Source organism: Saccharibacillus sp. O23 (genome assembly GCF_002205895.1).
Taxonomy (GTDB): Bacteria; Bacillota; Bacilli; order Paenibacillales; family Paenibacillaceae; genus Saccharibacillus.
Window position 1 is genome coordinate 124,559 of the sequence record NZ_NJDE01000018.1, and the last position, 24,180, is coordinate 148,738.

Annotated in this window: 22 protein-coding genes; 7 read left to right on the forward strand and 15 right to left on the reverse strand. The window is 56.4% G+C overall.

Going from position 1 to position 24,180, the window contains the following annotated elements; genetic code table 11:
- Positions 1-22: 22 nt before the first annotated feature.
- The 11 genes from ilvC to CDO73_RS19850 form a co-directional block, all read right to left on the reverse strand.
- On the reverse strand, positions 23-1,015 hold the full coding sequence (ilvC, locus tag CDO73_RS19800; RefSeq protein ID WP_088490253.1) for a ketol-acid reductoisomerase: 993 nt from the start codon (positions 1,013-1,015) through the stop codon (positions 23-25).
- Positions 1,016-1,275: 260 nt separating this feature from the next.
- Complete coding sequence (gene ilvN / locus CDO73_RS19805; RefSeq protein ID WP_088490327.1) at positions 1,276-1,761, reverse strand: acetolactate synthase small subunit; 486 nt, start codon at positions 1,759-1,761, stop codon at positions 1,276-1,278.
- A 13-nt stretch (positions 1,762-1,774) separates the two neighbouring features.
- Positions 1,775-3,535, reverse strand: a complete 1,761-nt coding sequence (gene ilvB / locus CDO73_RS19810; RefSeq protein ID WP_088490254.1) for a biosynthetic-type acetolactate synthase large subunit — start codon at positions 3,533-3,535, stop codon at positions 1,775-1,777.
- A gap of 756 nt (positions 3,536-4,291) precedes the next feature.
- Positions 4,292-5,263 carry an ABC transporter permease gene (locus CDO73_RS19815; RefSeq protein WP_088490255.1) on the reverse strand — a complete coding sequence of 324 codons (972 nt, stop codon included), beginning with the start codon at positions 5,261-5,263 and terminating at the stop codon, positions 4,292-4,294.
- Entirely contained in the window at positions 5,264-6,340 is a 1,077-nt protein-coding gene (locus CDO73_RS19820; RefSeq protein ID WP_088490256.1) for an ABC transporter permease, read from the reverse strand.
- Complete coding sequence (locus CDO73_RS19825; protein ID WP_088490257.1) at positions 6,337-7,872, reverse strand: ABC transporter ATP-binding protein; 1,536 nt, start codon at positions 7,870-7,872, stop codon at positions 6,337-6,339. The genes CDO73_RS19820 and CDO73_RS19825 overlap by 4 nt, the downstream gene beginning before the upstream one ends.
- 161 nt (positions 7,873-8,033) lie before the next feature.
- Complete coding sequence (locus CDO73_RS19830) at positions 8,034-9,074, reverse strand: BMP family lipoprotein (RefSeq protein ID WP_088490258.1); 1,041 nt, start codon at positions 9,072-9,074, stop codon at positions 8,034-8,036.
- 401 nt (positions 9,075-9,475) lie between these two features.
- Positions 9,476-9,835, reverse strand: coding sequence for a 50S ribosomal protein L20 (gene rplT, locus CDO73_RS19835; protein ID WP_088490259.1), 360 nt, complete (start codon positions 9,833-9,835; stop codon positions 9,476-9,478).
- A gap of 32 nt (positions 9,836-9,867) precedes the next feature.
- Positions 9,868-10,068, reverse strand: a complete 201-nt coding sequence (gene rpmI / locus CDO73_RS19840) for a 50S ribosomal protein L35 (RefSeq protein ID WP_087799971.1) — start codon at positions 10,066-10,068, stop codon at positions 9,868-9,870.
- A gap of 13 nt (positions 10,069-10,081) precedes the next feature.
- The gene (gene infC / locus CDO73_RS19845) at positions 10,082-10,579 is read right to left on the reverse strand and encodes a translation initiation factor IF-3 (protein WP_143535965.1); all 498 of its coding nucleotides are present in this window, start codon (positions 10,577-10,579) and stop codon (positions 10,082-10,084) included.
- Positions 10,580-10,873: 294 nt separating this feature from the next.
- The gene (locus tag CDO73_RS19850; protein ID WP_088490261.1) at positions 10,874-12,118 is read right to left on the reverse strand and encodes a glycosyltransferase family 2 protein; all 1,245 of its coding nucleotides are present in this window, start codon (positions 12,116-12,118) and stop codon (positions 10,874-10,876) included.
- Between the two features lie 661 nt (positions 12,119-12,779).
- Here CDO73_RS19850 and CDO73_RS19855 point away from each other — a divergent pair.
- Entirely contained in the window at positions 12,780-13,307 is a 528-nt protein-coding gene (locus tag CDO73_RS19855) for a phosphatase PAP2 family protein (protein ID WP_088490262.1), read from the forward strand.
- 142 nt (positions 13,308-13,449) lie between these two features.
- Entirely contained in the window at positions 13,450-14,589 is a 1,140-nt protein-coding gene (locus tag CDO73_RS19860; RefSeq protein WP_088490263.1) for an MGDG synthase family glycosyltransferase, read from the forward strand.
- A gap of 33 nt (positions 14,590-14,622) precedes the next feature.
- Here the strand turns inward: CDO73_RS19860 and CDO73_RS19865 are convergent, their stop codons facing one another.
- The 3 genes from CDO73_RS19865 to CDO73_RS19875 all read right to left on the reverse strand — a co-directional run bounded on the left by CDO73_RS19865 (position 14,623) and on the right by CDO73_RS19875 (position 16,318).
- Positions 14,623-15,096 (reverse strand): immunity 26/phosphotriesterase HocA family protein, encoded by a 474-nt coding sequence (locus CDO73_RS19865; protein ID WP_088490264.1) that lies wholly within the window; start codon positions 15,094-15,096, stop codon positions 14,623-14,625.
- Positions 15,074-15,844: a tRNA (guanosine(46)-N7)-methyltransferase TrmB gene (gene trmB, locus CDO73_RS19870; protein ID WP_088490265.1), complete on the reverse strand. Its 771-nt coding sequence runs from the start codon at positions 15,842-15,844 to the stop codon at positions 15,074-15,076. The genes CDO73_RS19865 and trmB overlap by 23 nt, the downstream gene beginning before the upstream one ends.
- Before the next feature lie 288 nt (positions 15,845-16,132).
- Positions 16,133-16,318, reverse strand: coding sequence for a hypothetical protein (locus CDO73_RS19875; protein WP_088490266.1), 186 nt, complete (start codon positions 16,316-16,318; stop codon positions 16,133-16,135).
- Positions 16,319-16,621: 303 nt separating this feature from the next.
- Here CDO73_RS19875 and mnmL point away from each other — a divergent pair, with 303 nt between their 5' ends.
- From mnmL to CDO73_RS19890, 3 genes are all read left to right on the forward strand, one after another.
- Positions 16,622-17,587: a tRNA modification radical SAM protein MnmL/YtqA gene (mnmL, locus tag CDO73_RS19880; RefSeq protein ID WP_088490267.1), complete on the forward strand. Its 966-nt coding sequence runs from the start codon at positions 16,622-16,624 to the stop codon at positions 17,585-17,587.
- 3 nt (positions 17,588-17,590) lie between these two features.
- Positions 17,591-18,175, forward strand: a complete 585-nt coding sequence (gene mnmM / locus CDO73_RS19885; RefSeq protein ID WP_088490268.1) for a tRNA 5-(aminomethyl)-2-thiouridylate-methyltransferase MnmM — start codon at positions 17,591-17,593, stop codon at positions 18,173-18,175.
- Between the two features lie 543 nt (positions 18,176-18,718).
- Entirely contained in the window at positions 18,719-19,873 is a 1,155-nt protein-coding gene (locus CDO73_RS19890) for an alpha/beta fold hydrolase (RefSeq protein ID WP_179218767.1), read from the forward strand.
- Between the two features lie 434 nt (positions 19,874-20,307).
- Here CDO73_RS19890 and recQ read toward each other — a convergent pair whose 3' ends face one another.
- Positions 20,308-22,251, reverse strand: coding sequence for a DNA helicase RecQ (recQ, locus tag CDO73_RS19895; RefSeq protein ID WP_088490270.1), 1,944 nt, complete (start codon positions 22,249-22,251; stop codon positions 20,308-20,310).
- 304 nt (positions 22,252-22,555) lie between these two features.
- Here recQ and CDO73_RS19900 point away from each other — a divergent pair, with 304 nt between their 5' ends.
- Both CDO73_RS19900 and CDO73_RS19905 read left to right on the forward strand, forming a co-directional pair.
- Positions 22,556-22,993 (forward strand): carboxymuconolactone decarboxylase family protein, encoded by a 438-nt coding sequence (locus CDO73_RS19900; RefSeq protein WP_088490271.1) that lies wholly within the window; start codon positions 22,556-22,558, stop codon positions 22,991-22,993.
- Between the two features lie 158 nt (positions 22,994-23,151).
- On the forward strand, positions 23,152-24,141 hold the full coding sequence (locus CDO73_RS19905; RefSeq protein WP_088490272.1) for an RluA family pseudouridine synthase: 990 nt from the start codon (positions 23,152-23,154) through the stop codon (positions 24,139-24,141).
- The last annotated feature ends 39 nt before the right edge of the window (positions 24,142-24,180 follow it).

Consider the following 24,180-nt stretch of genomic DNA (forward strand, 5'->3'; position numbering starts at 1 on the left):
CCCTGCCCTGAATTCAGGGAACTTATTTCTTGATCCAGTGCATCATGTCGCGCAGTTGGCTGCCTACGACTTCGAGCGGATGCTCGGATTCGTTGCGGCGAGTCGCCGTCAAGAACGCGCGGCCGGATTGGTTCTCCAGAATGAAGTCGCGAGCGAATTTGCCTTGTTGGATATCGGACAAGACTTCTTTCATCGCTTTCTTCGTGTCTTCGGTCACGATGCGAGGGCCAGTTACGTAGTCGCCGTATTCCGCCGTGTTGCTGATGGAATCGCGCATCGTTGCCAGACCGCCTTCGTACATCAGGTCGACGATCAGCTTCAGCTCGTGCAAGCATTCGAAGTATGCCATTTCCGGCGCGTAGCCGGCTTCCGTCAGCGTTTCGAAACCGGCTTTGACGAGCGCGCTCACGCCGCCGCACAGTACCGCTTGTTCGCCGAACAGGTCGGTTTCGGTTTCTTCGCGGAACGAAGTCTCGATGACTCCGGCACGCGTACAGCCGATGCCTTTCGCGTAAGCCAAGCCGATTTCTTTGGCTTTGCCCGTCGCGTCTTGATGGATCGCGATCAGTCCCGGTACGCCGAAACCTTCTTCGTACGTTCTGCGAACCATGTGACCCGGCGATTTCGGAGCGACCAGCAGGACGTCGTTGCCCGATTTTGCCACGATTTGACCGAAGTGAACGTTGAAGCCGTGCGCGAACAGCAGCGTCGCGTCGTCTTTCAGGTTCGGTTCGATTTCGTTTTTATACACGGAGGCTTGCGTTTCGTCCGGCATCAGGATCTGAACGACGTCCGCACGTTTGGTCGCTTCGGCAACCGACAGAACCTCGAATCCGTCTTCTTTGGCTTTGTTTGCCGATTTGCCTTCGCGAAGGCCCACGATCACTTGCAGACCGCTGTCGCGCAGGTTCTGCGCATGGGCGTGTCCTTGGCTTCCGTAGCCGATAATCGCGATCGTTTTTCCTTGAAGTACGCTCAGGTCTGCATCTTTTTCATAGTACGTGGTAACTGCCATTCTTATTTCCTCCTTTGTGTATAAAACCTAAACCCTGCCCAAACAAGCGGGTAGCTCAGCGGAGCTTTCTCCGGATCGTCATTCGAAGACTCCGTTCAGCTCCCCGCTTGTTCGGGGTTATGTGTGCGGAACCCGGAAGGACTGCGGTCGCTTCCGGGTAATCCCGGCTTATCCGACATGCGCGCGTTTTCCGTGACGGATCGTCTCTATACATTCGATTCGCCGACAAAGCCCGTTTTCCTGCTCGAAACCTGTTTCTGTTAAGCGTTGCCTCGAATCATGGCGGTTACGCCGGTACGCGACAACTCCCGAATGCCGTAAGGCGCGAGCAGCTCGATCATCGCGTCGATCTTCTCGGTATCGCCGACCACTTGGACCATCAGGCTGTGCGTGCCGATATCGACGACCGCCGCCCGGAACGTCTCGACCAGCCCCATGATTTCGGGACGGGCGTTCGGTTCGGACTTGACTTTGATCAAAGCCAGTTCCCGGCCGACCATCGGATTGGCGCTCAAGTCGACGACCTTGATCACGTCGATGATCTTGTAGAGCTGCTTCTCGATCTGCTCGATCGTCTTATCGTCGCCGGTGGATACGATGACCATCCGCGACAATCCCGCCTCTTCGGACTGGCCCACCGTGATGCTCTCGATGTTGAAGCCGCGGCGGCCGAACAATCCCGAGACCCGCTGAAGAACGCCCGGTTGGTCATTGACCAGAATCGAAATGGTATGTTTGGTCTGCATCGTAGTACTCATCTTATTCGTCCCCCATCAGCATTTGATCCAGCGTCATGCCCTGCTGTACCATCGGATACACGTTCTCGCCTTTTTCGACCACGAAGTCGATGACGACCGGTCCCGGCGTATCCAACGCTTCCTGCCAGACGGCGCGCGCTTCTTCTTTCGTCGAAGCCCGCAGTCCTTTCACGCCGTAAGCTTCCGCCAACTTCACGAAGTCCGGGCTGCCCGCCAGATCGATATGGCTGTAGCGGTTCTCGTAGATCAGTTCCTGCCACTGGCGTACCATGCCGAGCACCTGATTGTTCAAGATGACGATCTTGACCGGAATGTTGTTGATGGCGCAGATCGCGAGTTCTTGCGAACACATCTGCATGCCGCCGTCGCCGTTGATCGAGATGACCAGACGATCCGGCTGCGCCATCTGCGCGCCGATCGCCGACGGAAGACCGAAGCCCATCGTGCCGAGACCGCCGGAAGTGATCCAAGAACGCGGTTGGTTGAACTTGTAATACTGCGCGGCCCACATCTGATGCTGACCGACGTCGGTCGTCACGATCGCTTCGCCTTTGGTCGTTTCGTTCAGCAGTTCCACGACCCATTGGGGTTTGAGTCCGATCTCGGTTTCTTGGTAATCGTCTTTATAACGGAACGGCTTCTCCGCTTTCCATTGTTGAAGCCGCGTTCTCCACTCGTCCGCCAACTCGGCCCGTTTCACCGATTTGTTCAAAAGTTCCAGTACCGTCTTCACGTCGCCGACGATCGGAATATCCGTCTTCACGTTCTTGCCGATCTCGGCCGGATCGATATCGATATGCGCGATCTTGGCGTTCGGCGCAAACCCGTTCAGCTTGCCCGTCACTCGGTCGTCGAACCGCGCCCCGATGCTGATCAAGAGATCGCATTCCTGAATCGCCATGTTCGAAGCGAAGGTTCCGTGCATCCCCGGCATGCCGAGCCAATGTTCGTTCCCGCTCGGGAAACCGCCGAGTCCGAGGAGAGTCGTCGTGATCGGAATCCCCGTCTTCTCGATCAGTTCCAGCAGCGCTTCGTGTCCGCCGGAGTAAACGACGCCGCCGCCCGCCAGCACCAGAGGTTTTTCGGCTTTGGAGATCGCGTCCGCCAAACGTTCCACTTGCAGTTTGTTCGGCATGGTCCGCGGGTTGTACCCTCTCAGAGCGACCGGCTGGGTATGCGGCTGGAACAGCGTCATCGCGGCCGATACGTCTTTGGGAATATCGATCAATACCGGACCTTTGCGACCCGTATTCGCGATATGGAACGCTTCGTGAATGATCCGCGGAAGTTCGTCGACGCTCCGCACCAGATAACTGTGCTTCGTGATCGGCATCGTGATGCCCGTGATGTCGGCCTCTTGGAAAGCGTCCGTTCCGATCAGCGTCGAAGCGACGTTGCCGGTAATGACGACGAGCGGCGTCGAATCCATGTATGCCGTGGCGATTCCCGTTACCAGGTTGGTCGCCCCCGGTCCCGAAGTGGCGATACATACGCCTACTTCGCCGGATGCCCGGGCATAACCGTCGGCCGCGTGAATCGCGCCTTGTTCGTGCCGGGTCAATACGTGGTGGAAATCTTTGAAGCCGTACATGGCATCGTAGATATACAGCACCGCTCCGCCCGGGTAACCGAATACGCATTTGACGCCTTCGAGCACCAAGCTGCGGAGCAGGATGTCCGAACCTGTCAGGACTTCCTGTTTATCCACCCATTCTTCTCTCAATTCTTCCGTCGATTTCGCTTCTGGCATTTGCGCGCTCATCGTTTTTCCCCCTTCCAAAGATTACATCAATCTCACATCAACAGTTTGCACAGAGCCATCCGAACGGGACTCTCCCGCTTTGACGCATGCACGGCGCGGTCACGGCTTCCTCGTCTCGAAAACCAAAAAACCTTTCGCCCCGCAAAGCAGAAGTTCTGCTTCGAGGGACGAAAGGTTGTTATTCCTTACGTGGTACCACCCAGTTTTGCCTACACTTCGCAGTGTGCGGCCTCAAGCGGTCCGAAATCGAAAACTTCGATTTCAAACTCGCGGTTCGTAACGCGAACCCCACGATTTCCCCTAATACCCGAAATGGATGAAGTTCCATTCGCTTTTCAGGGAAACAGCTCCGAGGTGAGCTCGTATATAAGGGATTTTGGCGGTGGATTCCAGCTTGACGCTTCCCCGCTCTCTGGCAAAAGGGCCCTTAAAACTTCGTCCTCTTCATAGCCGATCAATTATGCGCTCCGGAACATGTCCGAAAACTCCGTCGATCTTCGAAAGACCGTGTCGCGTTTTCGTGCATGCCGTAAATGTTAGGGTTATTATATGACTTAAGTTTTAGGGAAGTCAACACCTATTTTCAACAAAAAATTAAAACCTTTAGCGCCGCATACATTCCGGGCATACAAAGTGTCCGCCTGAGAAAGACGAAAAAACGCCTCTTTTGCCGTGAATACACGGTAAAAGAGGCGTTTTGGTTTTTAAGGCTGTAGTGGCCTGAGAAGACACGTAAAACGAGCTTTCCGGGTCTCCTCAGCGCTTGCCGGGATCGTACGGTTCCCCGAGAGCCGCGGGGGCTCTCGATTTGCCGATCGCTACGACGAGCACGATGACGGTCAGCACGTAAGGCAGCATCAGGATGAAATCCTGAGGAATGTCGGCGGACCAGTCAAACAGCTGTACGTAGTTGCGGATCGCCTGCGAGAAGCCGAAGAACAGCGCCGCGCCCATGATGCCGAGCGGGTTCCATTTGCCGAAGATCAGCGCGGCGATCGCGATAAAACCTTGGCCGGAGATCGTCGTATGCGAGAACAGACCCGTCGTCGTCAACGTGATCGTCGCGCCGCCGAGACCGGCCAGCGCGCCGCTCAGCATAACGCCGATATAACGCATGCGGTTGACGTTGATGCCCATCGTGTCCGCGGCGCTCGGATGTTCGCCTACGGAACGCAGGCGCAGACCGAACGTCGTTTTGTACAGCACGTAATAGATCACGAATACCAGAATAAGCGCGATGAACGTCGTCGGATACGAATTCAAGATGCCGGTTCCGATAATCGGTCCGATAACCGGAATCGAAGCGAAGTCGGCAAAGTTGAACTTGACCAAACGATGCAGCAGCAGCGGCGTTTCGCCCGCTCCGTCGAACATCAGCTTGACGAGATACAACGTGATGCCGGTCGCCAAGAAGTTGATGACCACGCCGCTGATCGTCTGATCGGCTTTGAACGTGATCGTCGCGACCGCATGAATCAACGAGCCGATCACGCCGACCACGATCGCCGTCAGCAGGCCGACCCACGGAGCGCCGCCTTCCATGCCGGCTTTCTCCGCATAATGCGTACCGACCGCGGCGGCGAAAGCGCCGAATACCATCAGACCTTCGATCCCGATGTTTACGATACCCGAACGTTCGGAGAACAAGCCGCCGAGCGCCGCGAAGATCAGAGCCGTCGAGAATACGAGCGTCGTATTGATCAGGTTGCCGAGTGTAAGCAGATCCATTTACAACACCTTCTCTTTCTTGCGCTTATACACAGGTTTGAGGATGAAACGAACGATGCCCTGTGCCGCGATGAAGAAAATGATCGACCCGATGACGATCTGAATGATCTCCGGCGGAACGCCAGCGTCGAAACTCATGCCTGCCGAACCGTAAGTCAACGCGCCGAACAATCCCGCGCCGGCCAATACGCCGAACGGATGGTTCATCCCGAGCAGAGCGACGGCGATCCCGTTGAACCCGTAGCCCGGGGACGAAGCGTATACGCTCTGATAATGGAAGACGCCCAGCGTCTCGAACGCGCCGGCCAGACCGGCGAACACGCCGCTGATGAACATCGCTTTCACGATGTTTTTGTTAACGTTGATGCCCGCGTAACGAGCGGCTTCGGGGTTGCTGCCGACGGCGCGCAGTTCGAAGCCCTGCTTCGTTTTCCACAGGAAATAATAGAAGAAGATCGCCGCGCAGATCGCGAGCGGAATGCCCCAATGCACGCGCGCGTTGCCCATCATCTCGGACAACCAACCGATCGAGATCGAAGCGCTCGGTTGAATATCGACCGAACGCTGGTTGCCCGGCATAAGCGTGAAGGTACGCACGATATAGTTGCACAGGAACAATGCGGTCCAGTTCAACATGATCGTGGTAATAACTTCGTTGACGCCCCGCTTGGCCTTGATATAGCCGGCCAGCGCGGCCCATAGGCCGCCGAACAGCGCGCCCACGATAATCGCGAGCGGAGCATGAATGATCCAAGGAAGTCCCGTCAGCTTGATGCCGATAAGCGAAGCGCCGGTCATGCCCATGATCACCTGACCTTCCGCGCCGATGTTGAACATGCCCGCGCGGAAAGCGAACGCGACCGCAAGGCCGGTCAGAACGAGCGGCGTCATCTCGCGCAGCGCTTCGCCGAATCCGTACCAGTCGCCGAATACGCGTCTGAGCAGCGCGCCGTAAGCGTCGATCGGGTTATACCCGCCGATAAGCATGACGATCGCGCCGAGCAGCAGACCCATGACGATGGCGGCCAGCGAGACGATAAACGAATCGCTCGCGAACCATTTCAGAAATTTATTCATTCCTTAGTTCCTCCCTGCCGGCTGCCTGCCATCATCAAGCCCAGTTCTTGATCGTTGGTCTCTTCCGGACGCACTTCGCCGATAACCTTGCCTTCGTACACGACGATGATCCGGTCCGACACGTTCAAGATCTCGTCCAGCTCGAACGATACCAGCAGAACGGCTTTGCCTTGGTCGCGCTGTTTGATCAACTGCGTCTGCACGAATTCGATCGCGCCGACATCCAGGCCGCGCGTCGGTTGGGCCGCGATCAAGAAGTCCGGATTTTTATTGATTTCCCGGGCAATGATCGCTTTCTGCTGGTTGCCGCCGGAAAGAGAACGTGCTTTGGTCTGAATACTCGGCGTACGCACGTCGAAGCTTTCGACGAGACGTTTCGCCAGATCGTTGATCGCGCGGAAATTAAGGAAGCCGCGTTTCGTGTACGGCTGCTTGTAATAGCTCTCGAGCACCATATTTTCGCTGACGCTGAAGTCCAGCACCAAGCCGTGCTTATGCCGGTCTTCCGGAATATGACCGAGACCCGATTCGGAGATCTCGCGCGGCGTGCGGCTCCCGATCTCTTTGCCGTTCAGCTTGATCGAACCGCTGTCGATCTTGCGCAGGCCGGACAAAGCTTCGATAATTTGCGTCTGGCCGTTTCCGTCTACGCCGGCAACGCCGACGATCTCTCCTCGGCGGACATCGAACGTCATGCCGTCCAGCAGCGTCACGCCTTCTTTCGTCTTGACGGTAACGCCGTTAACCTCGACGACTTTTTCGCCCGGCGTCGCCGGTTTTTTATCGACCTTGAAGGAAACGTTCCGCCCCACCATCTTTTCGGCCAGTTCGAACGGCGTCGTCTCGCTTGTCGTGACCGTATCGATGACTTTACCGCGGCGAATGATCGTAACCGTGTCGGAAACGGACATGATTTCTTTCAGTTTATGGGTAATCAGAATGATCGACTTGCCTTCGGCGACGAGCCTTCGCATGATTTCGATCAATTCGGATATTTCCTGCGGAGTAAGTACGGCGGTCGGTTCGTCGAAGATCAGGATGTTCGCACCGCGATAAAGCGTTTTGAGAATTTCGACACGCTGCTGCATGCCGACGGAAATGTCTTCGATTTTGGCGTTCGGATCGATATGGAAGCCGTATTGGTCGGACAACTTCTTCACTTTTTCCGTAGCTGTCTTGTAATCGATTTGGATGCCGCCTTTGGCAGGCTCCATACCCAAGATAATGTTTTCCGTTACGGTAAACGGCTGCACCAACTTGAAATGCTGGTGAACCATCCCGATGCCCAGCTCGATCGCCTTGTTCGGGCTGTCGATCGGAGTCGGAGTTCCGTTAATCTCGATGTGCCCTTCGTCCGGTTGGTACAGGCCGAAGAGAATGTTCATCAGCGTCGATTTGCCCGCGCCGTTCTCGCCGAGCAGAGCGTGGATTTCGCCTTTTTGCAGCTTGATGCTGATCGAATCGTTGGCGACGATTCCGGGAAAACGCTTCGTTATTTGCTTTAACTCGACTACGGGAGTTGCAGCAGCCATGGAATCACCCTTATCTTTCGTAGTAGTGCTTCGATTACGCGAAACGGGAAACGGGTCGTTTCGCCTGATCGATGCGGGGTCTTCGATTAACCGTAAACGTAACGACAAGGCCGGGTTCAAGGAACCGGCCTTGTCACTAGTATTATATCATTGCGGAGCGATTATTCAGCAGGAACCTTGACTTCGCCGCTCACAATTTTTTCTTTGTAAGACTGAACCAGATCCAGAACGTCTTGCGGTACGTTTTTGCTCGAAGTGTCGGCTACGCCTACGCCGTCGTCTTTGAGGCCCAGAGTCGTTGTCGTGCCGCCTTTGAACGTGCCGTCGATGACTTGCTGCGACACCGTTTTGATCGCAACGTCTACGCGTTTCATCATCGAAGTCAACGTAACGTCGTCGCCGAATTCCAGCGATTGGTCTTTGTCGACGCCGATTACCCATACGCTTTGGCCTTGGCTTTTACGGTCGAGCGCTTCGTTGAAGACGCCTGTTCCCGTGCCGCCGGCAGCTTGGAAGATGATGTCCGCGCCGTCGTTGTACAAAGTAGCCGCTGCCGCTTTGCCTTCGTCCGGTTTGTCGAATCCGCTTGCGTATACGGCCGTGAATTGCGCGTCCGGGTTAACCGCTTGGATGCCGGCTTTGAAGCCGACTTCGAATTTCTTGATCGTCGGGGAATCCATGCCGCCTACGAAGCCGATTTTGTTCGATTTCGTCATTTTGCCGGCGATTACGCCGACCAGGAAGGAACCTTCGTTTTCGGAGAACAGAACCGATTCTACGTTCGGAGCGTCGACGGCTGCGTCGATGATCGCGAAGTTGGAATCCGGGTTTTGCTTAGCGATGTCGGTCAGGGCGCTTTGCAGCGCGAATCCGATACCCCAAGTCAGGTTGTATCCGTCTTTTACGAATTGGTTCAGGTTCGGTTGATAGTCTGCTTCACTCTTACTTTGCAGGTATTCGACTTTGATGCCTTTGTCTTTTTGGAGCGCCTGCAGGGCTTCCCAGGAAGTTTGGTTGAACGACTTGTCGTTTACGCCGCCGGTATCGGTAACCATACCGATCTTGACGCTGCTTGCCGTTCCGCTTGCTTCGCCTTCGCTTCCGCCGGAAGCAGCCGGTTTGCTGCTATTGTTTCCGCAAGCAGCCAGTACGAGCGAGAAGGCCAGCAGCATGAAAAGCGAGAGTTTTACAGCTTTTTTCATTTTGGATAGTTCCCCCTTAGGATCTTTGCCTGCATAAGTCGAGCGCTTGCCGTTTGATCTGGGTTGTCTGAACCGTAAGCTTCTCTCATAAACAGGTTTGCTTTCGCTTTACAGATTATACATTTAGTCTGACGCAAAATCTACTATTAAAAATCATTTTCCCAAACAAAAATTCGTTTTTATTGAACTGGAATCGCTTACTTCCGCCACACTTAACACGCATTGTGACTTAATAACGAACAATCGCTTTTTTCGTTTAAGGGAATGTCATCCAACCGCTTTAAAGTGCTAAATAGTGCAAATGCGTTTGCCGTCGAATTTCCTCGTTCTTTACGAATAAATCCATAAAAAAAGCCCCTGCTCCGAGAAGTACGGGCAGAGAGCTTTATTTAACGCTGTAATTAAGCGTTGATTTTTTCTTTTGCCGCGGAAGCCAGCGAGTTGAACGCCGTCAGGTCGTTCACGGCCAGTTCAGCCAGCATTTTGCGGTTCACGTCGATGCCCGCCAGTTTCAGGCCGTGCATCATTTTGCTGTAAGACAGACCGTTTTGACGAGCTGCCGCGTTGATCCGCACGATCCACAGTTTGCGGAAGTTGCGTTTCGTTTGACGACGGTCACGGTAAGCATAGATCAACGATTTGTTGACTTGCTCTTTCGCCGTTTTGAAAATGCGGTGTTTCGAACCGAAATAACCTTTTGCCAGCTTCAGTACTTTCTTATGACGACGACGCGTCACGAAACCGCCCTTAACTCTTGCCATATCTAAAGACCTCCCAGTCGATTATGTTTAAACTATTTCAGTTGCTTAAGACCTTGAGCCAGACGTCTAACGTCGCCCGGAGCCATCAGATGATCGGCTTTCAGGTTACGCTTGGCGCGTTTCGATTTGTGCGAGAGCAGGTGGTTTTTGTGCGAGCTGTAACGCGTCACTTTACCTGTACCTGTGATCTTGAAACGGCCTTTCAAACTGCTGTGTGTTTTCATTTTAGGCATTGTAGTCTTCCCCCTATTGGTTTTTCGGAGCCAAAATCATAATCATGCTGCGGCCTTCGAGTTTCGGTTGACGGTCGACTGCGGAAATCTCCGAAACTTCGTCCCGTACCCGTTCGAGCACTTTCTGGCCAAGCGAAGCGTGCGTGATCTCGCGGCCGCGGAAACGTACGGAACATTTCACTTTGTCGCCGGCTTCGAGGAATTTCACGACATTACGCAGTTTCGTCATGTAATCGTGCTCTTCGATATTCGCGCTGAAGCGAACTTCTTTGAGTTCGACGATCTTCTGATTTTTGCGTGCTTCTTTCTCTTTCTTCTGCTGCTCGTAGCGGAACTTGCCATAGTCCATGATCCGGCAAACTGGCGGTTTCGCTTGAGGCGCCATGTTCACCAAATCCAAATTGAGATCTGCCGCCATCTGAAGGGCTTCGCGCAGCGGCTTGATGCCGATCTGCTCGCCTTCCGCGCCTACCAGGCGTACTTCGCGCGCCCGGATTTCCTCATTGATCATATGGTCCTTACTAATAACCGTCCACCTCCGAATCGATTTTGTTACGCGGGCATCGCCCATAATAAAAAGGGATACGGACAGACAGTCCGCATCCCTGTTGATCTTCAATCTTCATGAGAAAACATTCTTCATAAATGATCGGATCGGGAACCAGCCGACTCAAGCCGGACAGGTGAGAAGCGGAGCTTCTGCTTTTGAATCCTAATTTGTTTAACAGCACTTTTCTAACTATACCAGAGAAGAAAGGGCCTGTAAAGTCTTTTTTATAAAAACTTTATCAGGCCCGATTCTCTTTTAAGCTTGGCCGCGTTCGCTGTGCATCTCGTCGATGCGAACGACGCGCGTGTGTTTGGTATGGCTCCACTGTTTGTTGTTCTGCGTGAAGAACGCGTAGAACGTAATCGGGAACCACGACAGCAGGTAGATCGGGAACAGCAGGATGTAGGCGTACACTTTCCACGATTTTACTTTCTCCAAGAACATCGCGATAAAGAATACGGCAACCTGAGCGATAATCGCGACCGCGGCTACCCACAGCGGCATATAGTCGTACATCGTCAGCAGATGCGGACCGTCGAACAGCACGATGTCGCCGTAGAGCACGACGGTGAGCATCAACGTGAGCAGCACGATGTATACGTTGACCGCGTAGAGCGCCATATCGAACTTCACCAAGCTGCGATCGCGGATGCTTTGCCACAGCAGCGGGAAGAAATATTTCCGGGCTACGGTAAAGTGGCCTTGCATCCAGCGCAGGCGCTGAACCGCGGAAGCTTTGAACGTCAGCGGCTTCTCGTCGTAAATCTTGGCGTGGTAGTTGAACTTCGGATAGACGCCGCGTTTGACGCAGCGCATCGTGAACTCCAAGTCTTCCACGAGGCTCGTCGCGCCCCAGCCCATTTCCTGAAGCAGCTTGTTATCGAAACACATGCCGGTGCCTCCGAGGAAATTCGCCATCTTCAAGTTATGGCGCGAGAGCTGCCACAACCGGTTGATGTACCAATAAGAGATCCCGTAAGCGGCCGTGATCCACGAATCGTCCGGGTTCTTCGTATCGATGTAACCTTGAATGACTTTGGCTCCTTGGCAGAGGTCGTTGTTCATTCCGATCAAGAAATCCGGATGCGCCAGGTTGTCGGCGTCCAGCATGACGATGCCGTCATACTCGCGGTCGAGCTTCCACAGTTCTTCCAGCATCCATTCGATGGCGTAGCCTTTGCCCCGCAGATTCGGGTTGACCCGCACGCAGGCGTTCCAGCCGTGCTCGCGCACGATGTCGGCCGTCTTGTCCGTGCAGTTGTCGCAGATTACGAATACGTCGTACAGTTCTCTCGGATAACGCAGATGTTTCAGGTTCTCCATCAGCGCTCCGATGACCTGCTCCTCGTTATGCGCGGCAACCAGAATGGCGAACGACTTTTGCGGCTCGAAAGACTTTTCTTTCTTCTTCTTGTACAGTCCGAACAGTGCAAACCCGAACTGATACACTCCGATTACGGCCAGCAGAACTTGGAGCGTCATGAATAATCCTTGCAGCATGGTTGGTTTGACCCCCTTTTTTACCCCTATGTACACAGAAAGCGTGTTTTCTATTTCTTTTCTGTGCCTTTTCTTTTCGGCAGCTTTTGCCGTTCTTTCCGTAAACCTCTTTTTCTGAATCGACCCATGACCCTTTTACTTGATTCTTTTTAGTGGTTTCGAACTCGGTTAAATTGGTTCTTTTCGATTCTGGCGATTTTGCGGTGATTTGTCAAAACCGACAATTCGCGCTGCTGGGCAAAAAAAGAAGGGCTTGCCCCCGAATTTCCCGCTACAGCCTGCCGATTCGCTTCCGCATCCGCGTTTACATGCTTCTAACGCCTGTTTGCGCGCTTTGGGTTCCTATAAGCGTGTTCGTCCGCACGGAACCTCTGCCCACCTCCCGTTCTTCCCGTCCTCAATTAAACGCGAAGACGCTGATAAAAGTTGGGCAATTTCGGTTAATTTTTTTTAACCCTATTATAATTGCCTTGAATCATTGTATAATTCGGGGTTGATAGAGTCAAAATCACAAGCAGAGGTGGACCTGCCGTCAGACTCGAAAGCAACACGGACGCTCGATTCTGGAAGAAAGCGCCCTGAAGCCGCCGAACCCGGCAGCAAAAAAAGACAGCCCCGTCGCCTGCTCCAATCGCCCGGGCTCTTTATCCGGAGGTATGTTATGCGTAGCCTGCTCATCAAGCTGAGTCAATTGGACCAGCGCATCTTCAAATGGATCAACGGACGCCTGCATAACCGCGTTCTCAGCATCCTGCTTTATTACTTGACGCATCTGGGCGGGGCCACGTTCACCATCACGGCGACCGTTCTGGCGTCTTGGCTCGCCCCCAGTCCCTGGAATTCGGCCGCCCTGCATTCGCTCGTCGCGCTCGCTGTAAGCCACGTGCCGGTCGCGATCGCCAAAAAGCTGTATCCGCGCGTGCGCCCGCATCTGGCGCTGCCGGAAACGAATACCTTCCGCAACCCGCTCGTCGACCATTCGTTCCCTTCGGGACACACGACGGCGATCTTCTCGGTCACCGTGCCGCTGATGATCCTGATCCCGTGGAGCACCGCCGTGCTGCTTCCGATCGCGTTAATTGTAGGAATTTCTCGCATGTACCTCGGCCTGCACTATCCTTCGGACGTGCTCGCCGGCGGCGTCATCGGCTCGTTGACCGCTTGGCTGACGGTTGCATTATGGCCTTAAAGCGGCTATCGTAGAAAGGGTACACTGCCTGATTGCCGACGGTCCGAACCGACCGGGAATCGTTCAGGCGAACCGAAAATCGGCCCGCTTCTTTCGCGGTTTGCGAAAAAAGCGGGCTTTCCCGAAAAAGGTGACGAAAACCGTGTCCAAATACAGAGTGCTGATCCTGTCGGAAGGCTTCGGAGCCGGACATACCCGGGCCGCTTACGCCCTGTCCGGAAGCCTGCGCAAGCTTTCTTCCGAAGTTCAGACCCGGGTTCTGGAACTCGGGAGCTTTCTGAACCCCAAAGTCGCTCCGCTGTTCATCAACGCGTACAAGAGAACGGTGGTCACGCAGCCCCGTTTCGTCAGCATGATGTATAAACAGCAGTACAAAAAGTCGCTGAATCGCCTGACGACGCTGGCCCTTCACCGTCTGTTTTACGCGCATGCCCGCGAAGTGATCGAACAGCTCAAGCCGGATCTGGTCGTCTGCACGCATCCGATTCCGAGCGCCGTTATCTCCAGACTCAAACGCCTGGGACTGCGCGTGCCGCTCTGCACGGTCATCACCGATTACGATGCGCACGGCACATGGATCAGCGCCGGCGTCGATCATTACCTGGTTTCGACCGAAGAAGTCAAAAATAAAGTCATGCAGCGAGGGGTTTCCCCTTTTCGAATCGACGTGACCGGCATTCCGGTGCATCCGAGCTTCTGGGATCATCCGGTCCGGGCGGGACTGCTGCAAGAACTGGGACTCAAAGACATGCCGACGGTGCTCGTCATGAGCGGCGGATGGGGACTCATGAACGGGGACGTGCTGAATCCTTATCTGACGCGCTGGCGCCAAGACGTTCAGTTCGTCTTCTGCGTCGGAAGCAACGAGAAAGCGATGCGCAAGCTGAAGAAAGATCCTCGTTTCCAACACGAGAACGTGCATGTGATCGGATACACCAAAGACATCGACAAGCTGATGGAAGTCTCCGATCTGCTGATCACGAAGCCGGGCGGGATGACCTGCACGGAAGGACTCGCCAAAGCGATCCCCATGCTGTTCCATAATCCGCTTCCGGGTCAGGAAGAAGAGAACTGCGAGTACTTCACCAGCAAAGGTTGGGGAGAACGTCTTTCTTCGCTGGAAGTCGTGGGCAAATGGATGACGCGGTTGACCGACGAACAAGAGCATGCGGAATTGGTGCGCCGCCGCGCGGAAAGCCGCATGAACATCGAGAAGCTTCGGCCGATGCATAGCGCGAGACGAATCATCGAAATTCTGGAAACGAACAAAGTGCCTTTCTGAGCGGACTCGGAAAGGCACTTTTTCTATGCTCGGCTATGTCGCTTTACGGTCGATGTCGGCCAATAGCTGTTGTACGCGCTCGTCGCCGGCGACTTGAAGCACGGGGTACCGCTTGATTTCGTCCGGACTCAGCAGCCGTACGTATTCGTCGCCTCGGTACAAATGCGTCGAAGCCGCGAAATATTGCAGCTCTTCCTGCTCCGGCGTCAGATCGCGGTAATCGACGATGTTCCAAGTACCGTCCGCGAGATTCTCGGCGCTCGCGAAGATCACGCGCGCGATGCGGCCGCTGCGGTCGATCGGAAGGTACCGCGATTCGTCGCCTGCCGCCGAAGGCGCTTCTTCGCTCCGTACGGCCAGCACGCCGAACGAGAAGGCTTGTTTGAACCGTCCGCGCAGCGCGCAGACGACCTGACAAATCGCCGATCGGCCGTCTTTCATCGGAATGACGAAAATGTCGCCGGCCCGATAACGGACGCCGCGCTTATTCGGATTCGCTCTCGTCATCGCCGTTCTCCGAAGCCGAGGCCCGTTCGTCCGAAGAAATCCGGTACGGGTCCATGCGGGTCTCGTTGTACCGCTCGAACGCTTTCTCGCCGATCACGACTTCGCAGCGGTGGATATTCATGCCTTTGCCCATGAATTTATGCTCGTATTCGGTCATGACGTGTTCTTCGTTGATCCCGTCGCGGTGCAGGTTCAGACTGATGTTGGTCATCTGAAGGCCCGAATCCGCGAAAGAGTTCAGGGAGAATTCGAACAGCGTCTCCGAATCGGTCTTGAAATGAATTTCGCCGTTCGCGTTCAGGACGCGCTTGTACATCTCCAAGAAACGCGGGTGCGTCAGACGGCGGCGGGCATGTTTCTTTTTCGGCCACGGATCGCTGAAGTTCAAATAGATGCGCTCCAGTTCGCCCGGCGCGAAAATGTCTTCCAGCTTCTCGACGTTGGCGCGCGCCAGCTTCAAGCTCGGCGGCGTGTCGAATCCCTGCTCGGACCAAGCGTCTCTCGCTTTCTCGCTCGCCCGGCGGACCAGCTCGTCGTACATATCGATCCCGATAAAGTTCGCTTCGGGATTGCGCACGCTCGTGCCGCTGATGAAGCGCCCTTTGCCCATGCCGAGTTCCACATAGATCGGACGGTCGTTGCCGAACAGCTCGGCCCAACGTCCCTTATACTGTTCCGGTTCGAGGACAACCAGTTCCGGCTGCGCCTCCAGGTTTTCCCGGATTCCTTTTCTTCCGCGTAAACGCATGTCATTCCTCCGCTATAAAAATCTGGGCTTCGTTCGTTCTTGGTCTTTCCGGTCAAGCCTCCGCTCTATTTTGCCGAAGTTCCCGCGAAAAGTAAAGACGGGATTAAGAGCCGATCGGCTCGCGAAAAAGAAGCCCTTCCGAATACGGAAGGGCTTCGCGAACGGGCTGACGGCCTCGAGAGCCGCAGGTGCCGTTATCTATGCCGGGACGGGGTTCCGGTTAACCGAAGGCGCGCATGCAGTACCTTTTCAAATAGCGTCGACAAAGTACCAGCGCCCTGCGTTCGTTTATTCGGGGCGATCCGCGGCAATATCGAATGTCTTTTCAAACGCGTTGCGAATTTTCTTACGGGCGTCGATCTCGATATTATGGCCGTTGTGGAACCGTACGCCGGTCAGCGCCAACGCTTCTTCGCGAGTCAGTTCGACAGAGATTTTCTCGTCGGAGTGATGGGGTGCGAATTGAGTCGTCATTGTCAATCACCTCTTCATTTCTATAGAATAATCGGACGATGCCGAGAATCGAAGATAGCGCTACCATCGTTGATGCACCAGCGTTTTCCCGACTTCCGATCTTGAGATAAATATAACACATCCATGTAATATATATCAAGTGCAAAATTTATTTTTTTAAGCATTATTTTAGCGTTTCAAAACGCGATGCGCAGGAATCTCCTTTGCACGTCCGAACGATTTGGCTATAATTAAAGATTGACTGATTCACTGTTTCTCCTATGCGAACGTCTGTCCATACCGAAAGGAGTTCGACCCCTATTTATGAATACTTCTCTTGTTTCGACAACGGAATCCCAAACGCCCCTTCTCTGGGGAGATAAACGTTTTCATACTTGGAATACGGAAATGCACGACCAATTCGGCGATAAAGTCTTCAAAGTTATGCTGGATGCCGGCTTCTCTTGTCCGAACCGCGACGGTTCGGTCGCCAAAGGCGGCTGCACGTTTTGCAGCGCGCGGGGCTCCGGCGACTTCGCGGGCAGCCGGCGCGACGACTTGGTGACCCAGTTCAACAGCATCCGCGACCGCCAGCATCTGAAATGGCCGAGCGCCAAATACATGGGCTACTTCCAGGCGTATACGAATACGTACGCGCCGCTCGAGACGCTGCGCGAATATTATGAAGAGATTCTCAAACAGCCGGGCGTGGTGGGCCTCGCGATCGCGACGCGTCCGGACTGCCTGCCGGACGACGTGGTCGATTATCTGGCCGAGCTGAACGAACGGACCTATCTATGGGTAGAGATGGGCCTGCAAACGATCCACGAATCGACGTCGACGCTGATCAACCGCGCGCACGATACCGCCTGCTACGAAGAAGCGGTCGCCAAGCTTCGCGCCCGCAATATTCGCGTCTGCACGCATATCATCTACGGACTGCCGCAGGAAACGCACGAGATGATGCTGGACACGGGGCGCGCCGTAGCGAACATGGGCGTGCAGGGAATCAAGATCCATCTGCTGCACCTGCTGCGCAAAACGCCGATGGTCAAACAGTACGAAGCGGGTCTGCTCCGTTTTCTGGAACGCGACGAATACATTAAATTGATCGTCGACACGTTGGAGATTCTTCCGCCCGACATGATCGTTCACCGCCTGACCGGCGATGCGCCTCGCGACCTGCTGGTCGGCCCGATGTGGAGCCTCAAGAAATGGGAAGTGCTCAACGGGATCGACGCCGAATTGCAGAACCGCGGAACTTGGCAGGGCAAATACTGGAGGGCTTAAGCGATGGGATTCGTATCGGTATTGAATTTCGCCCAACAGTTGATTCAAAAAAGGCTTCAGCCGGGCGAGATCGCGATCGACGCCACGGTCGGAACGGGCGCGGATACGCTGTTCCTCGCCCGCACGGTCGGACCTCGAGGCCGGGTCTACGGCTTCGACGTCCAGCAGGCCGCGCTGGACCAAGCGCTCGCGCGGCTCGAACGCGAGCGCGGGACGGGCGCAAAGCTGGCTTCGGCGGAGCTGCTGCTGCGCAGCCATGCCGAAATGGCGGAGGCGCTGCCCGCGGAGCATCGCGGCCGCGCGGGAGCCGCGATGTTCAACCTCGGCTATCTCCCGGGAGCCGAGGATCTCAGCGTGATGACGACGCCGGCGTCGACGCTGCCCGCTCTCGAAGCCGCGACGGCGCTGCTGCGGCCCAAAGGCATCTTGACCGCGGTGCTGTATCCCGGCCATGACGGGGGCGGCGCCGAGGCGCAGGCCGTCGAACGCTGGGCGGCCGGGCTTCCGGGCGCGGAGGCGCGGGTGATTCTGTACCGCCAGCCGCAGCGGCCGGAAGCGCCTTATTTGATCGCGGTCGAAAAAGTTTAGTCGGCGGTTCGGGAATCGCATGCGAACTTGCCGGTCGAAAAGAACGAACGGCTATATGCGGCGCCTTGAACGAATGAAATCCGAAGTTTGCGTTCCGGTCGCGCGTAACCCAAAATCTGTATCGGTCAACGGATCAGCCGGAAAGCGGGCTTCTCTCGCTTTCCGGCGTTTTTGCGCATTCTGCGCCTTTTTGTCCGTTTCGGCCAGCAACAATGAGCGACCGCAAAATGAAAAAGCAGTTCGGCACGCCAAGCGGAAACGCTCCGGCCGGAAGCGCAGGTTCGCTTTCCCGCCTCGCAAACTTGCGAATCATGCGGATAAAACCAAGCCAAAACGGGTATAGACCTGCTAAAGAGAAACTTTGCGCTGCGCTGTCCGCGTATGCGCCAAGCCGTTCGCGAGCCTTTACGGAAATTCTTTAAAAGCTTTCTTCGCCGACGACGATCGGAAGTCGATCTTGCCGATCTTCCCGATCCGTCTCCGACTATGAACGGGACAGGCTTCACGCCCGATCCCGAATCTCGAATTGGGAGGGATGGCGCAATGTTCGCGCGTTTCCGTCAAACTTCGGCGCATCCGGCGCCGCACCCGAATCCGAAGCGCTTCGGCCCGCGACCGGCCGGAGCGTCCGTTCGCGACCGCTCCTGTCCGGACGCGCCTAACCGAAAAACGGCTTCTCGAGGCAAACGTCCGCCGGGAAACTCCGCCGTCCGGTCCGAACCGGACCGCTCGTTCACGATGCCCGGCGCAGATCCGGGCATCTCGCTCTGCGTCCATGCCTGGCCGCTCGAACGGCCTGCGGCGATCGTGCAGATCGCGCACGGCATGGGCGAGAGCGGCGCCCGCTACGCCGGGCTGGCCGCCGCGCTGAACGCGGCGGGATACGCCGTGTACGCCGGCGACCATCGCGGCCACGGCCGCACGACCGGCCGCACGCCGGCCGGTCCGCTGCGTCAGGGCTATGCCGGCCCCGACGCGCTCCACGGCATGTGCCGCGACCTCTTGGCCGTCGCGGCGGAGATCGACCGGCGCCATCCGGGCGCGCCGGTCATCCTGCTCGGCCACAGCATGGGCTCGTTTCTCGCCCAGAAGCTGATGGCCGACAAGCCGGCCGCTTATGCCGGCTTCATCTTGACGGGCAGCAGCGGCGCCCGCGCTTCGCTGCCGCTCAAGCTCGGCGGCTTGTTCGCCGCCGCCGAAGCGCGGCTGCTCTCGCCCGCGTTCGCTTCGCCGACGCTGAACGCGCTCGTCTTCGGTCCGTTCGGCCGCGGCTTCCGGCCCCGCCGCACGTTCTTCGACTGGCTCTCGCGCGACGAAGAAGCGGTCGACGACTTTGTCCGCCTCTACGGCGGCACGCTGTTCAGCTGCGGATTCTTCCGCGATTTTTTCCGGCTGCTGCTGGAGATTCAGCACCCGGAAATTCCGAAGCGGCTGGACCGCTCGCGGCCGGTACTGCTCTGCTCCGGCGAATACGATCCGGTCGGCGGCGCGCAAGGGCTTCGGCGGCTTCGCTCCGTCTACGAAGCCGCCGGCCTCGAAGATCTGGAATGCCGCCTCTACGGCGGCGCGCGCCACGAATTGGCGTTCGAACTGAACCGCGACGAAGTGGCGGCCGATTGGATCCGCTGGCTGGACCGGCATTTCGCCGCGGAAGCTTCCGCCGACGCATCCCGGCAGAGAAATTCTCGACAGCCGTAAATGGTAGGAAAAGAGCAGCTCTGCTTCGCCTTGCCTCGCTTGAACGGAAGTCGCAGCTTCATTCGTGGTTTTAACGGAACGCAGATCCGTTACAGCCTGCTTTCGCCTCGGTTTGCGCCGCTAACGGAACACAGATTCGTTAGCCGCATAAAAAAGCGGACTTTTTGGCCAAAATCGCTTTTTTTGTCGTCTAAGCGTTATCTCGTTCCGTTAGAATCTCAACAAGCCCGAAAACGCGTTCTAAGCGTCGCCTCGTTCCGTTAGCGTTGCGATCGGCCGCTTCCGCCGATTTTTTCCTTATCAAAAAGGCCGACTTCCCTCTGCGAGGAAGTCGGCCTTCTCTATGTTTCGACGCGACGGCTCGATGGCTCGGCCGCGTAAAAGCACACGGTCCGCGGCCGGTCGAATCTGTCGGCTCGGATATGCCGCCGGATTTACTGATCGTAATCCTCGTAATACGCGAACAGATTCGAATCTTCTTCCGGCGGCGCCTCCATGCCGTAGAATCCTTCGTCCGGCTCCGCTCCGCCGCCTCCGGCGTCGCTTTCGCGATTTTGGAAGAACTCCAAGAACGGACGTCCGTATTTGCGGTATTTGACTTCGCCCACGCCTTTGATCCGCAGCATTTCGAATTCGGTTCTCGGTTTGTGGATGCTCATCTCGCTCAGCGTGGCGTCGTTGAAGATGATATACGACGGCACATGTTCTTTTTCCGCCAGCTCGCGCCGGATCAGCCGGAGCTGCTCGAAGATGGTCACTTCGACCGCCGACAGCTTCTCGTCCGCGCGCGGGCGGCTGCTGCGGGAACCGGTAGACGCCGCGAACGACGCTTTGCGCGCCGCGCGCTGGAATACCTGGCGTCCGCCTTTAAGCACTTCGGTAGCGAGCGGACGCAGTTTCACGACCGGATACTGCCCTTCGGTCAGCTCCAGATACCCTTCCGAAGCGAGCACGTTGATCATCTCGACGATCTCTTTTTCCGTTTTGCCGTTCAGCATGCCGTACGTCGACAGCTGATCGAACTTGTACTGCAGCACTTTCTTGTTCCGCGATCCTTTCAAGACGCCGGCCACCATCGAAGCGCCGAAGCGTTCTCTCATCCGGTAGATGCAGGAGAAAATCTTCTGCGCGTCCACCGTGATATCGATAATCTCGCGATCGTCGCGGCAGGAACTGCAATTCCCGCACGGCTCGTCGCTATGCTCTTCGCCGAAATAGTCGAGTTGGGCGCTGCGCAGGCAGCGGGTGGTGTAGCAGTAATCGACCATCTGCTGAAGTTTGCGGTATTCGTTATGGCGGCGGTCTTCTTCCTGCCCGTTCTGCTCGATCAGGAATTTCTGCACCACGATGTCCTGCGCGCTGTACAGCAGGATGCATTCGCTCGGCTCGCCGTCCCGGCCCGCGCGGCCCGCTTCCTGCACGTACGCTTCCATATTTTTCGGCATATTGTAGTGGATGACGTAACGGACGTTAGATTTGTCGATCCCCATGCCGAACGCGTTGGTCGCGACCATCACGCGCACGTCGTCGTATAGAAACGCTTCCTGCGCGCTTTCGCGTTCTTCGTCGCTCATCCCCGCATGGTAGCGGCCGGCCGCCAGACCTTGCATCGACAAACGGGAATACAGATCGTCGACTTCTTTGCGCGTGGCGGCGTAGACGATTCCGCATTCGCTCGCATGGGATTTGGCGTAATCGAAAATGTATTCTTTCTTGTTCTCGCCGCGCAGCACGGAGAAAGCCAGATTGGGCCGTCCCAGTCCCGTCACGAACGTGTTGGCTTCTTCCAGTTCCAACAGGCGCACGATATCGTCCATGACCTGCGGCGTCGCCGTCGCGGTAAAAGCGGCCACGGTCGGACGCTGCGGAAGCGAATGGACGAACGGCGCGACGGCGAGATAACTCGTTCGGAAATCGTGTCCCCATTGGGATACGCAGTGCGCTTCGTCGACCGCTACGCAGTCGATCCGCAGATTCGCCATCTCGTCCCGGAACCAATCCAGTTCGAGGCGTTCCGGCGCGACGTACAGCAGCTTCAATTCGCCGCGCTGCGCCGCGCGTATGCGTTCGTTGACTTCGCGGCCGCTGAGCGTGCTGTTGATGTAGGCCGCCGCGATCCCGTTCGTTACCAACGCGTCCACTTGGTCTTTCATCAGCGAGATCAGCGGCGAGACGACCAGCGTCAGCCCGTCCATCATCAGCGCGGGGATCTGATAACAGATCGATTTGCCGCCGCCCGTCGGCAGGATGCCCAGCGTATCGCTGCGCGTCAGCAGGCTTTCGACGATCTTTTTCTGACCCTCCCGAAAATCGGGATAGCCGTAATACTTCTGAAGCAGCTCGCCGGCTTGCTCCATCAGCATCGTTGTGGTTTCCATTATGCAAAACTCCTTAAAGGGCATGCCTACCTCGGCATCCCCGTCTATTGGCGTGTCGTTCTGGGCGTCCGGCAGGAAGTTCCTCCGTCTTTCACCTTGCGGAAATCTTCGGCTGAGACGCATTCTCTTTCCATTTTAACGACCATCGGCGAATCGGGCAACAAGCGAATGCGAACAAACATTCTTTTTCCGGCATCTGTCACATTCTTCGCGGCCGTTCGGTCTTCTGGTTAGGAAAGGAAGAAGCTGCGGAATCCCGCCTCCTTCCTCCGCCATTCTGCTTTGCAAAGGAGAAATCGCTTTTATGGAACAACGTATGAACATGCAGCAGGTCTTACCCGACATCTACGGCAAAATGCTGGAACTCGAATCGGCGATCGCCAAAGCGGGCCTCGACCAGACGATTCTGGAACTGGTCAAGATCCGCGCTTCGCAGCTCAACGGCTGCGCGTTCTGCCTCAATATGCATACGCGGGACGCGCGCAAGCTCGGCGAGACCGAAGCGCGGATCCACGTGCTGCCCGCTTGGCGGGAAGCGCCGTTCTACAGCGACGAAGAACGCGCCGCGTTGGCGCTGACCGAAGCCGTAACCCGTCTGGACGGCCACGGCGTGCCGGACGGCGTCTACGACGAAGCGATCCGCCGCTTCGGCCGCGAAGGAACGGCCGCGCTGATCATGGCGCTGGTCGCGATCAACGGTTGGAACCGCATCGCGATCTCGACGCGCCTCATGCCGGTCTGACGGCCGCGCCATAGACCCGGACGTTCGCTTAAGCCCTAGCGTTTTGACGGCGGCTCTGGTATAGTGGACACGGCGCAATCGGCTTCGGAACAGGTCTGTTCTGCCTTTATCAAGCCGCGTTCGCCGAAGATTTTTCCCAGAATGGAGCTTATCCGATCATGGCTTATACCAATAAACGTCCGGGCGGCAAAAAGCGTCGTCCCGACTCTCAAAAAGACAATTCGTATGCGGCCCGCGAAGAAGCGCGCCGCGCCAAAGCCGAAGCGCAGGAGCGCAGCTTTACCGTTAAAGAAGACGCGGAACTGCTGGCTTTCCTGCTGAACGCGCTGAGCGGCACGGGCCGCAACTCGGTCAAATCGATCCTCTCGCACGGTCAGGTTCGCGTCGACGGCGTTCCGGTCACGCGTCACAACCACGAGCTGAAGCCGGGCCAGACCGTCGTCGTCGGCAAAGAGCGCGCCAAACCGAAAGTGAACTTGAGAGGCCTGCATATCCTGCACGAAGACGCCGACGTCATCGTCGTGCGCAAAGAAGCCGGACTGCTGTCCATGTCTTCTTCGCGCGAAGAAGAGAATACGGTCTATCGCCAGTTGATGGGCCATATCCGTCAGACCGACCAACACGGCCGTCTGTTCGCGCTGCAATTGCTGGAGAAAGACGCTTCCGGCGTGATGCTGCTCGCCCGCAATGAAGCCGCCAAAGACGCGCTGCACGAACAGTGGAACGACGGAACCGCCAAGCAGGCGTATACCGTGCTGGTCGAAGGCAAGATTCGCAAAGAATCGGATACGATCACGTCTTGGCTGCGCGAGACCAAGACGCTCAAGATGTACGCCAGCCGCAAGCCGGGCGACGGACTGAACGCGGTGCTGCATTACGAGCTGCTGCAAGCGAACAGCCAGATGTCGCTGCTTCGGGTGACGCTGGAAACCAACCGCAAGAATCAGATCCGCGCGCAGTTCGAAGATATCGGACATCCGGTCGTCGGCGACAAAAAGTACGGTTCGACGCTGCGCAGCTTGGGCCGTCTCGGCCTGCATGTGCACGAGCTGAGTTTCGTCCACCCGACAAGCGGTCAGACGATGAAGTTCGAAACGGACGCGCCGAAAGTCTTCCTTGCTCCGTTCCAAGAACGCGAACAAGCCTAACCCGCGAAGTCCCGTTCACCGGATGTACTTTTTCGCCGG

Excerpts from the sequence above, each read along its gene's own strand:
- ilvC (WP_088490253.1), bottom strand. The coding sequence starts at position 1,015 with ATGGCAGTTACCACGTACTATGAAAAAGATGCAGACCTGAGCGTACTT.
- ilvN (WP_088490327.1), bottom strand. The coding sequence starts at position 1,761 with ATGCAGACCAAACATACCATTTCGATTCTGGTCAATGACCAACCGGGC.
- ilvB (WP_088490254.1), bottom strand. The coding sequence starts at position 3,535 with ATGAGCGCGCAAATGCCAGAAGCGAAATCGACGGAAGAATTGAGAGAA.
- CDO73_RS19815 (WP_088490255.1), bottom strand. The coding sequence starts at position 5,263 with ATGGATCTGCTTACACTCGGCAACCTGATCAATACGACGCTCGTATTC.
- CDO73_RS19820 (WP_088490256.1), bottom strand. The coding sequence starts at position 6,340 with ATGAATAAATTTCTGAAATGGTTCGCGAGCGATTCGTTTATCGTCTCG.
- CDO73_RS19825 (WP_088490257.1), bottom strand. The coding sequence starts at position 7,872 with ATGGCTGCTGCAACTCCCGTAGTCGAGTTAAAGCAAATAACGAAGCGT.
- CDO73_RS19830 (WP_088490258.1), bottom strand. The coding sequence starts at position 9,074 with ATGAAAAAAGCTGTAAAACTCTCGCTTTTCATGCTGCTGGCCTTCTCG.
- rplT (WP_088490259.1), bottom strand. The coding sequence starts at position 9,835 with ATGGCAAGAGTTAAGGGCGGTTTCGTGACGCGTCGTCGTCATAAGAAA.
- rpmI (WP_087799971.1), bottom strand. The coding sequence starts at position 10,068 with ATGCCTAAAATGAAAACACACAGCAGTTTGAAAGGCCGTTTCAAGATC.
- infC (WP_143535965.1), bottom strand. The coding sequence starts at position 10,579 with ATGATCAATGAGGAAATCCGGGCGCGCGAAGTACGCCTGGTAGGCGCG.
- CDO73_RS19850 (WP_088490261.1), bottom strand. The coding sequence starts at position 12,118 with ATGCTGCAAGGATTATTCATGACGCTCCAAGTTCTGCTGGCCGTAATC.
- CDO73_RS19855 (WP_088490262.1), top strand. The coding sequence starts at position 12,780 with ATGCGTAGCCTGCTCATCAAGCTGAGTCAATTGGACCAGCGCATCTTC.
- CDO73_RS19865 (WP_088490264.1), bottom strand. The coding sequence starts at position 15,096 with ATGACGAGAGCGAATCCGAATAAGCGCGGCGTCCGTTATCGGGCCGGC.
- trmB (WP_088490265.1), bottom strand. The coding sequence starts at position 15,844 with ATGCGTTTACGCGGAAGAAAAGGAATCCGGGAAAACCTGGAGGCGCAG.
- CDO73_RS19875 (WP_088490266.1), bottom strand. The coding sequence starts at position 16,318 with ATGACGACTCAATTCGCACCCCATCACTCCGACGAGAAAATCTCTGTC.
- mnmL (WP_088490267.1), top strand. The coding sequence starts at position 16,622 with ATGAATACTTCTCTTGTTTCGACAACGGAATCCCAAACGCCCCTTCTC.
- mnmM (WP_088490268.1), top strand. The coding sequence starts at position 17,591 with ATGGGATTCGTATCGGTATTGAATTTCGCCCAACAGTTGATTCAAAAA.
- CDO73_RS19890 (WP_179218767.1), top strand. The coding sequence starts at position 18,719 with ATGTTCGCGCGTTTCCGTCAAACTTCGGCGCATCCGGCGCCGCACCCG.
- recQ (WP_088490270.1), bottom strand. The coding sequence starts at position 22,251 with ATGGAAACCACAACGATGCTGATGGAGCAAGCCGGCGAGCTGCTTCAG.
- CDO73_RS19900 (WP_088490271.1), top strand. The coding sequence starts at position 22,556 with ATGGAACAACGTATGAACATGCAGCAGGTCTTACCCGACATCTACGGC.
- CDO73_RS19905 (WP_088490272.1), top strand. The coding sequence starts at position 23,152 with ATGGCTTATACCAATAAACGTCCGGGCGGCAAAAAGCGTCGTCCCGAC.